The organism is Nitrosomonas sp. (assembly GCF_040256045.1).
Taxonomy (GTDB): domain Bacteria; phylum Pseudomonadota; class Gammaproteobacteria; order Burkholderiales; family Nitrosomonadaceae; genus Nitrosomonas.
The window spans coordinates 1-11,646 of the sequence record NZ_JBDZWD010000060.1; the positions used below are offsets into that span (position 1 = coordinate 1).

The following is an 11,646-nucleotide window of genomic DNA, read 5'->3' on the forward strand; positions in this document are numbered from 1 at the left end:
GACCAGAGTCAATAGCTTGGCTCAACCCTGAGGGCTTATCCCGAACTCAGGTTACAAGTAGTAAATGAGCATTTTGAACCTGCTTCCAACGCAGCGATAACAATTCAGATCATTCTTCAGAGATTCTCTGGATATCGTCTATCTCATGAATCGCTTGACGGTATCCAGCAGCAACTCATTTTCGGGATGTTCTTCCAGTGCCGATTGCCAGATCTTTTTGGCATCTTCCTTTGCACCGTTCATCCAGAGTAACTCACCGTAGTGTGCTGCAATTTCAGGATCGGAACGAATGTCGAAAGCAAGCTTTAGGTAATTGATCCCTTTTTTCAGATCACCCATGCGGTAATAAACCCAGCCAAGGCTATCCATGATATAGGGATCATCGGGAGAAAGTTCGACAGCTTTTTGGATCAATGCCAATGCTTCCGGCAGCTGCACGCCACGCTCAGCCAAGCTGTAGCCCAATGCATTATAGGCATGCGCATTATCCGGCCTCAATTCGATCAGTTTGCGCAAATCCTGTTCCAGCACATCCAGCCTGCCGATCTTATCAGCCATTAACGCCCGGTCATACAATAATTCGATCTGATCCGGATGTTTTCTGAGATGGTCGTCCAGCAGATCATATGCGCCATGAAAATCGCCATTATCCCGCAGCAGTTGTGCTTCTGAGATCAGCAACTGCATACGTTGCTGTTCATTTTCAACCTGGACGGTTTTCAGATACTTTCTGGCAGAAGCTATCCCATCGCGCTTTGCCAATAAGAAAGCATAGCGCACCTGAGCAGAAATATAGCGTTCCCCCCCTGTTACTCTGAGGTAGGCATCCATTGCTTCAGCATCGTGTTGTGCAACTTCATGGACACGCCCCAGATTAAAATGAATCGTGTTGGTATCCTCAAACCCGAGTTGCAGGGCTCGTTTGAAATACTTTTCCGCACTCCCCAAGTCATCCAGCTCGGCAGATAAAAGACCAATCGCCAGCGCAATATCAGGGTTGGAGGGGTTGAACTGCTCCAGCTTTTGGAACTGATCGCGCCCCCGATCAAATTCTCTTTCTTCCATGAGCATGCGGATATAGGCAATCCGTATATCATTGGCTCTGGGAAACCGGTCGAGATACTGATCGTAAAAAGACAATGCCTTGTCTTTATCAATTTTCTGCAGAATCTGCCCCTGATGCACGGCAGCCATCTCCCATTCCGGCCGTAATTTGAGCGCCTGATCCATGGCTTTTGCTGCAAGTTTGAATTCATTGGCAGACCATGCCGCCTGGGATACGGCAAAATGTGCTTCCGGTAAATCAGGGTAGGATGCCGCAAGCTGCTGCACCAGTTTCAGCACGGCTTTTCTGTCAGAATGGTTGGACAGGAGCTTGTTGATCTGCATGAATGCTTTATCAACGGTTTCCGGCTCCATCCTCAGCAATTGCTCAACGTGGGGACGTACATCATCAAGCTGGCCGTTCGCAACGAACAGCGCTACTGCTGCCTGACGCGCATGCATGGAATCAGGTTCCAATACTACCCATAAATCGATGGCTTCTTCTGCTTCCCTAAAATAACGCGTCCGCAGTGCGATATCAGTCGCATGTTCTGCGATCCTCGGATCGCGAGTTTCCTTTGCCAATCGGATGAAACTTTTCACTGCAACATCTGGCATATTTCGCTGCAAAGCCGTTTCTCCCATCAAAAAATCAAAGAGAGAATCGGCAGTCAGTTCCGTGGAAGGAGCTGCACCAGCGGAGACCGCGGAACCATGAGCAACAGCATCCCCTGTTTTGGGAAGCTGGGTACATCCCGCCATGCTTAGCAACAATGCTAACTGTATCGTCAAAATAACTTTCATTCTGTATTGGCCTTCGGCAACCTTTATCTGTACTCAGACTTTCAAACAACAAAGCCGGTTCGTGCATTCATTACTAATTACGGCATATCCGCTGATTTCAATATCTTTCACCCGAGAAACCCGGAAAAATACCCTCCTTATTTACTACTTTTTCTTCTTTCCAGACCTACCTAGAACGCATCACTACTCGCTGGTGGAGAGAGATTCGAGGCAGGCTGATTCTGTGGAAACGGATTAAATCCAGTACCCGGCATTGTCGTGCCACCTGGCATATTTCCCTGATCTTCCGACTGCTGTTTTTCCAGCCCTTCTGCAGTACTGGCAGCATGGACAAATTTCCAGCCCTGGTAATTCCCGGCTTTTTCAAACGCAGCGTAATCTGCTGGAAAATTGGCCCGCTTGATCGGTACACCAGTTGAAAGACTGTAGACGCCGGTAATTCCTCCGTCCTGCTGCCTGACCAGCCCCCAGTCATAGCTGTTCGTCATCGGGTCGGGGTAAATTCTTCTGAGATGCCGTTTCACAACCAGAGAACGCTCGTCCTTGAGCAACTGTTCAAGAGATGCCGGGTAGCGGCTGATGCCCGTCTCTCCCGCTGCTCCTGTTACCCGGGAATCATTATAGTAGGACTCGATCGCCCGCCGGAACTGATCACCAATGAACAGCAACTCCAGCTCCTTTTCCCGTTTGGCTTCCGTCTGCCAGATCAACCCGGCGGCAGCCAGCATCACGCCCGCAAGCATAACAGCAAACAGTGTCCAGATATAAATATATCCCTGTTCTTTCCGGCATGACATCGTCACCATTTCTCATAAAACGTCCCGTCCAGCGCCTGCCGGTCGGAAGTCGTATGCACATCGAACACACCTTCCATTTCGGGATCAGGGGGTGGAACTTCCACCCAGACGTTTTCCCCGGTAACCGGATCGACAGGTATTTCACGAATATAACGATCCTCGACCAGCTGATGCAGATCAGTCGGATATTTACCGGTATCGGAAAAATATTTATCGATCACGTCGCGCAGGATGCTGAGATTCTGCTTGAGTACCGCTTCCTTCGCCCGATCGACCGAATTGAAGTAACGTGGTGTCACGATCGTGAGGAGAATGGCAATAATAGCCATTACTACCAGCAGCTCAATCAACGTGAAGCCTCGTTCACCCCGATAGCTACCGGGCTGTTTCAACCGGTTTAATACCGGTTTGATAATAATCTGATCAACGAGTTTTACCATTGATTGTAAGGAATCCCGTTTAATCCTGCTTTTTCGGACAGGGAGTAGACATCGTAAATATCATCACCTTCTTCCGGACTGTCAGGTGGACTGGCATAACTGCGTTTTCCCCAGGTTTCGGCAGCAGGTACCTCAGTATCCGGAAACATCGGATCGCGCGGCAAACGACGCATGAAAAAAATTTTCTTCTTGTCCGGGTCTTTTACGTCGTCCATGCCCGTATCCAGATCTTCCAGCCGGTGGGGATAGCCGGTTTCATCAGCCTTTTTTTCAATTTGTCCATCATCCGTCGCCTGCTTATAGGCATCGATCGCTGTGCGGATCTGGCGCAGTACTATACGCAACTCTCGCTCCTTTTCACGTTTGACGACCATTTCACCTAAGGGCATCGCTGCGGAAGCCAGAATTCCCATGATTGCCACTACGATCATCAGTTCGATTAAAGTGAATCCGCGGCAGGATGCTGTCTGCAACATATCCACTCAGAAGAAACGAAGAAATGTCATCATTGAATCCTGATACTCGCTGCTGGCGGCAGATCCGTTTCAACCGGCTGTCCGGTTTCATCCCGCACCTGCAGATTCTGCAAAGTAATTTCAGTTGAGGCCGAATTTGTACCGATCGCCTTGAAACGCAACACTGCTGTCATTCCAGTAGATTGATCTCGTCCGAGCTTCAGGCTGCGTATTCCGGATTTTTCCCCGCCATCCATCAACTCCAGAGCTTCCGGATCATAAGCCAGATTCAATTCGCCGGACAGCATGGGATCCTGGGTCACCAGCCTGACAGTAGCGGTAAATTCCCGCCCTTCCATCACACTTTCCGGTGCGCGCAACGTAACTGAAGGAGCAGCTTCTCTTGCTTGTGCGATCGCTTCCTCAAACAAATCGGGCGCAGCCCCCGATAGCCCGACAGGCTGCGCAGTCCGGCCAAAAGGTGTATAGCCTCTGACTGCTGTACTGTTCGAGGATTCCATCGCCAGGGATTGTGGTGCCGTTTTGCGGATGGTTACAGGCAGTTTCCCGGCCGCACTGGCCGTACCGGAATAAAACTCGCTTTCAAAATGGTTGGGCTGGATGACGTTACGAATAATATGCGGCGTAATGAGCAGAATTATTTCGGTTTTGTTATGTTTTCTGACCTGCTTGGAGAAAATATCACCCAGCACCGGTATATCGGTCAATCCGGCAATACCCGATCTTACTCTGCTCAGGTCATCCTGAATCAGCCCGGCCAGTACCTGTGTTTCCCCATTCTTCAATTCCAGAACCGTTTCCGCTGTACGGGTACCGATGACGATGGCCGTAGCTGCATTTTCTCCGCTCCCGGATCTTTTTTCACCGAGATTACTGCTGACTTCCAGCAGCGCTTTCAAGGTGACCTCGTTGTTGGTTCTGACCACCGGTTCGACTTCGAATTTCAACCCGACATCAATATAAGTTGCTGAAGCAGCTGATCCAACATTGGCTGTATTCGTAACCGTGAATACTGGCTCCTTGTTACCGATATGGATTTTTGCCTTCTCTCGGCTTTTAACACGGATGCGAGGGTTGGCCAGTACATCCGCATTGGTCAGGGTTCTACCAAAATCGATTCTGGCCTGATTGTTGATGGTAAAACTCCGCAAGCCTTCGAACCCCGTATTTTTGATCATACTCATCTTGACCACGGAATCCGCCGCCGCCTGGGCAGGTGTACCTATACCCGGAACGGCGCTGAACGTCACCGAATTAGGCATAGTCGGCCCCAGATCGAGCGTGCTGTCGCGCTTCACCTCCAGCACCACCACATCCAGCATTACTTCCGGATCGGGAAAATCATTGATGGCAACCAGACGTTCCACCAATCGGATCATCTCCAGCGTATCCCGTATCACGAACAGGTTGAGTTTCTCGTTGACGTAAATATCACGTGCCTTGACCAGTCCACGAATCATAGCCACCATCTGTTTGACATCAGTATTGGCAACGTGAAAGCTGCGCACGACCAGCTCCTGGTAATCCTTTTGCTTGGCCGGTGTATCCGGGTAGATCAGCAGCGTGTTACTGTTGAGCACTTTGTACGCGAGCTGATTGGTCAGGAGCATCAGTTTCAGCACATCTTCAATCGAATTGTCACGGACGAAAATCGAAGCCGTTGCTTCTTGCTGAACATTACGATCGAATACGAAATTGATGCCAGCCGTGCGCGAGATCAACTCAAACATGGTTTTCAGCGATGTATCGCGAAATTCCATGGTAATGGGCTTGCTGAATTCGGTTATCAGGGATAATTCAGACATCTCGGCCCGCGCAATCCGTTCACTGAGCGCCTTGATCAGCTGTCTCGCTTCAGATTGCATCGGATTATCGGCCAATACACCCCTTATGATTTTTTCCGCTTCATCCACATCGCTGTGTGCAAGCGCCTCTTTTGCTCGATTGACCAGAACAATATGACGACGCTCCAGATCGACCGCATCCAATCCTTCCCGGGCACGTTCACTACTGGCCCTGATATCCAGTACACGCTGATAATTCTGCTCGGCCTGATCCAGATTGCCAGCCAGCCGGGCGTTATCCGCCTCGAACAGAATCTGACCAATGATGGTGTCACGCTCCCTAGCCAGGGTCGCACCTATTTCCCTGTCATCCGGTTCCTCACGGGCAGCCTGTTCCAGCTTGCTCAGGCCCTCCTCCAGCCGCCCCTCTGCAATTAATCGTTTCCCTTCCAGAAAAGATGGATTTCGCGTCGTGTGCATCGCACAACTGGTAATCAATGCGAGCAACAGCAGTATCAATATTCTTTTTGTTGTATTCATCCCCACTTTTCCAGCTATTTTTAATCGATAGACAATGTCTGTCTGATGCCCAGCGGAAGATAAGTCAGTTCGATCGCATCTTCCCGGATCCGGTCGATCCGGTATTCGGCACTAATTCGCTCTCCTGCACCAGCAACATAATTCTGATCTTCCTGAGCAAGAAATACCCGAATCTTTCCCTCGGAAACGACTCGGCCCAGATATTCGAACTGTAATGGTGGTGCGGCTGGCCGTCTTACCACCTCCGCCTTCCGGGGCTGGAAGGTCTGCGGGCTGAAATTGGTGGATGCAGTACGTTTGGGCTCCCAGGACGTTACAGCAAATATATCGTCTGCCTTGGCGCTGAATTTCCGCTTTCCTAGCTGATCGACCGGCAATGTTTCGTGTGCTTGCCGGGCTTGTCCGGCAGTACGTCTGCCAGTAGAAATATTTGCTGCCGGCTGTACCACCTCATCCATGGATAACTCGGCACCGTCATCGACCAGCAACGCAGCCAGTACAGTAGCCGCCAGAGCCACCCAGAGAACTAGTTTCCGGTAGAGTAGTGTGCCAGCCATATCAGATTCCGCCGAGAATCCGACGATGAAGCAAGCCGAAGAACACGGCTGCCAGGAGTGATTTGTATGATGAGATCTGAAACAAGAATAAACGCTTTGAGAACTTCTGAGAAACTACCTGCGTTGCCATTTCTGCCTCAAAAATCGGCCTAAAATGCTCATTTATCACGTATAAACTCCGCTTTTTTGCCGGTTTTTGCCTTGAATTGACTGCCTCATCGACATTCTGCAAAGATTCCTTAGTAGTCATTCAGATAAAGGTGCATGTTCAGGCGCGCATCCACTCTGCCAGTCTGTATGGTTTCGCGTTTCATGATGATATCAGCCAGTGCCAGTGTGGGCACGGCCTGCAATGCACCCGCAATGAATGCACGAATCTGAGGATAAGTTCCGCGCAATGGCAACTGAATTTCATAACGTACCAGTTTCGATTCTTTTTCCATCATCAGCCGATAATCACTGCCATTCAGCTCCACACCACTGTTCCTGGCGATCCTGTCGAGTTCACTAATCCAGTAAGGAGAAGAATCACTGCGTGGAAGGAAATCATAAAAAACCTGCAACGCCTGATTATTGTTCAGCTTTGTCTGCCCGACAGAGTCGGGTTGTACCTGCTGCATTGCTTCCACCTTGTCTTTCAGCTCTTCCAGTATCTGTTTCTGAGGCATGACTGCCGCTATAAAAAACACCAGCGTCAGTACGAGCAATCCCGCTCCTGCCCGGCCGGCAGCTCCCAGACGAGTCACCTGCCAGCGCGCCCTGACCAGCCAGTTCCCTAAGACGATTCGTGCCATGTTGCAATGATTGAAAAAACAATGGGACGGCGTGGATGATCCTGACGGGTTTTATAACTGGCCAGATGCGCATTTTTCAGAACCGGCTCCAGTTCGAGCGCCTGGACGTACTCCACCAAAGCAGCAAGATCTCGCGCCTCACCCGTAATACGGATGGTTTGACCGGAAACACTGGGCTGCAGCGACAGCAGCGCAATCTTCTCGCTGGCGGCCAGTTCCAGCGCATCGAACACTGCCTCCCAGGGTAGATTGAGCTGGCGCAGAATATCATTCACTTGTTTGAGCTCCTGTTGGGTGGCTTTATTGATTCGCGCCATCGGAGTTCGGGGTTGCCTGGTGTGTTTCTGCTGCTGAACGATGCGTGCCTCGCGGGCTTCCCAGTACGTGATTTTCGACATGGTCTGCTTGAGCAGATACATCACTGCAAGCAGCAGCACCATTCCCAGAAACAACAGCAGATAATCCACCACTGGCATCTGCTGTCTTCGGTAGGGGAAATTCAGTTTCAGACTAGGCATGATCCTGGCTGTTATCCATTCCTGCTACCCAGGGAAAATACGAAGGTACGGGATGTTTCTCATCCGGCAGGTGCACGAACTGCCAGCGGAGGTCATGCACTGGCAACTTCCCGGTCCATTCGGGAGCATATACATACACCCGTCCCAGCGACTGATCCGAACTGAAAATAATCGACTCCTGTTCCAGTGCTGCCAATAGTTCTTCCTGCAGATTCCCCACTACTCTCTGGTTGCGTACACAACGCCAGACCCCATCGGACAGCGAAACCAGGCAGAATCGCCCTGCTTCCACCAGAACGAACCACACTTGTTTTTCAATCAGCCGCTTCGACCAGTGATCCAGTGCCGCAGTAAGATAAGGTTCTATGCCTGCAAGCCGGATCTCATATTGCCGGGCAAGTGCTGCCAGTTCCAACTGCAAATCGCGTGCGATGGCCGCACACAATGCTCCACCATAAGGATCCCAGGTACTCAGGCTGAACTCCCAGTCATCGATGCGTTCACCATAAATTTCTCGCATCTGGAAACTTGCATAGGCCATCAATTCATCCGGATTTGCCAGGGAGGGCTGTGGTGCAATGACACCATAACGGACGAAGTGGTTGGATAACGTGACATACAACGCACCACTTCGCCTGAAACTGTCATCCATCTGTCCGATCATCTGTTCCAGCAACTGTAGAGGTGCTCTCCACTGTCTTGGATCATTTCCCTGAACACACACGCCTGATTGCCTGAACTGCTGCACAGGCCGGATGCCGCGTACAACTCCTGTCAGACTAACCTGATCCGGCGCCAGAAAAACCTGAATCCGATTACGCCACAACAGTGACACGATTGGCCTCCTGTAAGCTGGTTTGTCCAGTTTTAACCAGATCCAGCGCGGCTTCACGCAGAAAACGGGTACCATTGAGCCAAGCTGCCTCCTTGATACGACGAATCGGCGCTTGTGCAATGATCAACTCACGAATTTCATCGTTCAGCAACAATATCTCGGCAATTGCATTACGTCCCCGATAACCACTGCCCCGGCAATGGCCACAACCTTTGGCAGAGCGAAAATCAAACAGCTCTGCCTGTTCCGGAGTAATCCCCGAATCCACGATCATTTGATGATCCGGTCGTTCCGCAACCATGCAATTCGGGCACAGCAGGCGCACCAGCCGCTGTGCCACGATACCGTTCAGTGCCGAAACAAAACTGTAAGGATCAACGCCCATATGTGCAAACCGGCCAATCACGTCAAACACATTGTTGGCATGAACCGTGGTAAAGACCAGATGGCCCGTAAGTGCAGCCTGAATGGCAATCTGGGCCGTTTCAGCATCGCGAATTTCACCTACCATGATCTTGTCGGGATCATGCCGCAGAATTGAACGCAATCCGCGAGCGAAAGTCAGCCCTTTCTTCTCGTTGACCGGTATCTGCAATACACCAGGCAACTGATATTCGATCGGATCTTCGATCGTAATGATTTTGTCATGGCCGTGATTGACTTCCGAAATAGCAGCGTAAAGCGAAGTCGTCTTGCCGCTGCCGGTCGGGCCGGTTACCAGCAACATGCCATACGGCTCAGCACTGAGTCGGCGCACACTGGCAATGGATGGGGCATTAAATCCCAGCTGGTTCAGTGTCAATCCTTCGACATGGTCAGTCAGCGCCTGACGATCCAGTATCCGCAACACCGCATCTTCACCAAAAATGCTCGGCATGACCGATACCCGGAAATCGATTTCCCTTCCCTGGATGGAAACCTTGAAACGGCCATCCTGCGGAATGCGACGCTCGGCGATATCCAGATCCGACATAACCTTGATCCGAGAAATCACCTGTTCGGCCAGATTTGCCCCCTGCATGGTGCCTATGCTGGTCAGCACGCCATCGATCCGATATTTGATGGACAGTACGCCTGGTGCAGTCTCCAGATGAATGTCGCTTGCCTGCGATTTATGTGCATCGTACAGGGTTGAATGAACCAAGCGCACTACCTGACTGGTACCTTCATGAATCGTTTTGAGTGATAACTCCTCGATACCACTCTGAATCAGATTTTCCTGAGCAGAAGACAGCACATTGTCCATCGCACGCATGGTCTGCTCCTGTTGCACGAAAAAGGCAGCCAGGTCAGCCGGATGCACCAGATGCCACAATGCACCTACCGGCACATATTCCTCTACCCAGTCGCGCAGGCCCGGCCGGAAAGGATCACTCACCGCCAGCAGATACGATTGATCCTGTTTCTGCAGCAACATGCATTCACGTTTGGCAGCCAGTGCAAAAGGCAGTCTGTCAAAAGCCGGATACAACGCATGCAAATCATCCATGGCCAGTACCGGCATGCGCAGCACTTCCCCCAGTACGGTCACCAGTTCAGCCGGTGTGCCCTGATAAATTTCTTCCAATACTCTGATCAATGAGGTGCTGCGAGCGATGGCCTGTTCACATGCCTGGCTGAGCATAGCTGGATCGATTGTCGGTTTATCAGGCAGGGCAATGCTGATCTGCATCAGTTGATACTCCCCGCCAGTTCGAAAATCGGCAGATACATGAGAATGATGATGCCGCCGATGACGGTCCCGATCACAGCCATCAACAATGGCTCAATCAGCTTGGTCATCCATTCGACCCAGCGTCCGATTTCCTCATCATGGAAATTACCGATGCGCTCCATCATGTCGCCCATCATTCCAGTACGCTCTCCTACGCGCAGCATGCGGCTTCCCACTGCAGTGGTCAGCTCTGCGCTCTGCATTGCACTGGAAATTGCCTTACCTTCACGAATGAGTGCAGCAGCTGTTTTCACTCGTGGACGAAAATGCGGCTGCAACAGGTCACTGACCATTTCCAGCGCTTGTGTCACGGGAATCCCGCCACGCAGCAGCATTCCCAGTGTTTTATAGAAACGGGCCAGCTGATAGACTCGCATCCTCTCGCCGATTGTCGGAATGCGCCATATCGCACGCAACAAATGAGCCCGGATCTGCGGCCGGGAAAATGTATAGAATGCTGCTGCCAGAAAAAGCGTTGCCATTCCGGCCAACATCCAGCCACTCTTCTGTACCAAATGTCCCCATTCGATCAACAGCATGGACATCCAGGGCAAATCTGTCCCCATATCTTCATAAATGGCGCTGAATTTAGGAACGACGAAAACCAACAGGAAGACCGCCACCAATCCCCCCAACACCAGCAGCAGAACCGGATAGATGGACGCCCCCATCAGCTTTTTACGCACCAGATCCATTTGCGACTGATAGACGAGATAACGTGCCAGCGCCTCGCCCAGATCCCCCGTCTGTTCACTTGCACGAATGGTGGCGACATACAGTGGCGGAAATATCTGCGGATAGAATTCCAATGCACGCGAGAATGTCATACCTTCACGCAAGTGCGCCAGTATCTGTTGAAGCAACTCGCGTATTCCACTGTCCTCTTCTTTCTCGACCAATGTTTCGATACCCTCTACCAGACTCAGGCCGGCTGTCAGCAAAGCAAGTAGTTCCTGGGAAAAGTTGGATAGCGGAAATTTGTGGCCTGATCTGAGCAGCAAGCCTGAAAAATTCCGCCGTATACTGAGGATCACTCCTCCCTGAGCACTGATCCGGTTGCGTATCTCGGCTTCACTGGCCGCTTCGAGTTCGAGCAGCACAGTACCTTTTCCGGCCAGCAAGGCTCTTACCGTGTAACGCATCAACGGTGTTGAATACTGTTACCAGTTGGTAATATCCGCATCCTCGCCACTCCCCCCGAGCTGGCCATCCTTGCCGAACGAGAATAAATCGAAATCACTTTGTGTACCCGGATATTTGTACTGATAGGGTCTGCCCCACGGATCGGCCGGCAAACGCTTGCTTAAATAAGGTCCCTGCCACCTCAGCTCATTGGCAGGAGC

12 protein-coding genes are annotated in these 11,646 nt (G+C 51.2%); all 12 read right to left on the minus strand.

Annotation, left to right across the window (positions count from 1 at the left end):
- Positions 1 to 138 precede the first annotated feature (138 nt).
- Positions 139 to 1,848: a tetratricopeptide repeat protein gene (locus ABUL11_RS09915; RefSeq protein WP_350283695.1), complete on the minus strand. Its 1,710-nt coding sequence runs from the start codon at positions 1,846 to 1,848 to the stop codon at positions 139 to 141.
- 170 nt (positions 1,849 to 2,018) lie between these two features.
- Positions 2,019 to 2,645 carry a type II secretion system protein gene (locus ABUL11_RS09920; protein WP_350283696.1) on the minus strand — a complete coding sequence of 209 codons (627 nt, stop codon included), beginning with the start codon at positions 2,643 to 2,645 and terminating at the stop codon, positions 2,019 to 2,021.
- A 2-nt stretch (positions 2,646 to 2,647) separates the two neighbouring features.
- Positions 2,648 to 3,085, minus strand: a complete 438-nt coding sequence (locus tag ABUL11_RS09925) for a type II secretion system protein (protein WP_350283697.1) — start codon at positions 3,083 to 3,085, stop codon at positions 2,648 to 2,650.
- On the minus strand, positions 3,079 to 3,561 hold the full coding sequence (locus ABUL11_RS09930; RefSeq protein ID WP_350283698.1) for a prepilin-type N-terminal cleavage/methylation domain-containing protein: 483 nt from the start codon (positions 3,559 to 3,561) through the stop codon (positions 3,079 to 3,081). Before ABUL11_RS09930 ends, ABUL11_RS09925 begins: the two co-directional genes overlap by 7 nt.
- A gap of 29 nt (positions 3,562 to 3,590) precedes the next feature.
- Positions 3,591 to 5,885 (minus strand): secretin GspD/PilQ domain-containing protein, encoded by a 2,295-nt coding sequence (locus ABUL11_RS09935; RefSeq protein WP_350283699.1) that lies wholly within the window; start codon positions 5,883 to 5,885, stop codon positions 3,591 to 3,593.
- Positions 5,886 to 5,905: 20 nt separating this feature from the next.
- Positions 5,906 to 6,442: a hypothetical protein gene (locus tag ABUL11_RS09940; protein WP_350283700.1), complete on the minus strand. Its 537-nt coding sequence runs from the start codon at positions 6,440 to 6,442 to the stop codon at positions 5,906 to 5,908.
- Positions 6,443 to 6,681: 239 nt separating this feature from the next.
- Positions 6,682 to 7,236 carry a hypothetical protein gene (locus ABUL11_RS09945; protein WP_350283701.1) on the minus strand — a complete coding sequence of 185 codons (555 nt, stop codon included), beginning with the start codon at positions 7,234 to 7,236 and terminating at the stop codon, positions 6,682 to 6,684.
- Positions 7,218 to 7,754, minus strand: coding sequence for a PilN domain-containing protein (locus tag ABUL11_RS09950; RefSeq protein ID WP_350283702.1), 537 nt, complete (start codon positions 7,752 to 7,754; stop codon positions 7,218 to 7,220). Before ABUL11_RS09950 ends, ABUL11_RS09945 begins: the two co-directional genes overlap by 19 nt.
- Entirely contained in the window at positions 7,747 to 8,589 is an 843-nt protein-coding gene (locus ABUL11_RS09955; protein WP_350283703.1) for a hypothetical protein, read from the minus strand. Before ABUL11_RS09955 ends, ABUL11_RS09950 begins: the two co-directional genes overlap by 8 nt.
- Entirely contained in the window at positions 8,570 to 10,261 is a 1,692-nt protein-coding gene (locus ABUL11_RS09960) for a GspE/PulE family protein (RefSeq protein WP_350283704.1), read from the minus strand. Before ABUL11_RS09960 ends, ABUL11_RS09955 begins: the two co-directional genes overlap by 20 nt.
- A complete protein-coding gene (locus ABUL11_RS09965) occupies positions 10,261 to 11,445 on the minus strand; it encodes a type II secretion system F family protein (protein WP_350283705.1) in 1,185 nt (394 codons plus the stop codon). Before ABUL11_RS09965 ends, ABUL11_RS09960 begins: the two co-directional genes overlap by 1 nt.
- Positions 11,446 to 11,463: 18 nt before the next feature.
- Positions 11,464 to 11,646 (minus strand): type II secretion system protein GspG (locus ABUL11_RS09970; RefSeq protein ID WP_350283706.1); only part of this gene is annotated, 183 nt, incomplete at its 5' end.

Excerpts from the sequence above, each read along its gene's own strand:
- ABUL11_RS09915 (WP_350283695.1), bottom strand. The coding sequence starts at position 1,848 with ATGAAAGTTATTTTGACGATACAGTTAGCATTGTTGCTAAGCATGGCG.
- ABUL11_RS09965 (WP_350283705.1), bottom strand. The coding sequence starts at position 11,445 with ATGCGTTACACGGTAAGAGCCTTGCTGGCCGGAAAAGGTACTGTGCTG.
- ABUL11_RS09940 (WP_350283700.1), bottom strand. The coding sequence starts at position 6,442 with ATGGCTGGCACACTACTCTACCGGAAACTAGTTCTCTGGGTGGCTCTG.
- ABUL11_RS09920 (WP_350283696.1), bottom strand. The coding sequence starts at position 2,645 with ATGTCATGCCGGAAAGAACAGGGATATATTTATATCTGGACACTGTTT.
- ABUL11_RS09950 (WP_350283702.1), bottom strand. The coding sequence starts at position 7,754 with ATGCCTAGTCTGAAACTGAATTTCCCCTACCGAAGACAGCAGATGCCA.
- ABUL11_RS09935 (WP_350283699.1), bottom strand. The coding sequence starts at position 5,885 with ATGAATACAACAAAAAGAATATTGATACTGCTGTTGCTCGCATTGATT.
- ABUL11_RS09960 (WP_350283704.1), bottom strand. The coding sequence starts at position 10,261 with ATGCAGATCAGCATTGCCCTGCCTGATAAACCGACAATCGATCCAGCT.
- ABUL11_RS09925 (WP_350283697.1), bottom strand. The coding sequence starts at position 3,085 with ATGGTAAAACTCGTTGATCAGATTATTATCAAACCGGTATTAAACCGG.
- ABUL11_RS09945 (WP_350283701.1), bottom strand. The coding sequence starts at position 7,236 with ATGGCACGAATCGTCTTAGGGAACTGGCTGGTCAGGGCGCGCTGGCAG.
- ABUL11_RS09930 (WP_350283698.1), bottom strand. The coding sequence starts at position 3,561 with ATGTTGCAGACAGCATCCTGCCGCGGATTCACTTTAATCGAACTGATG.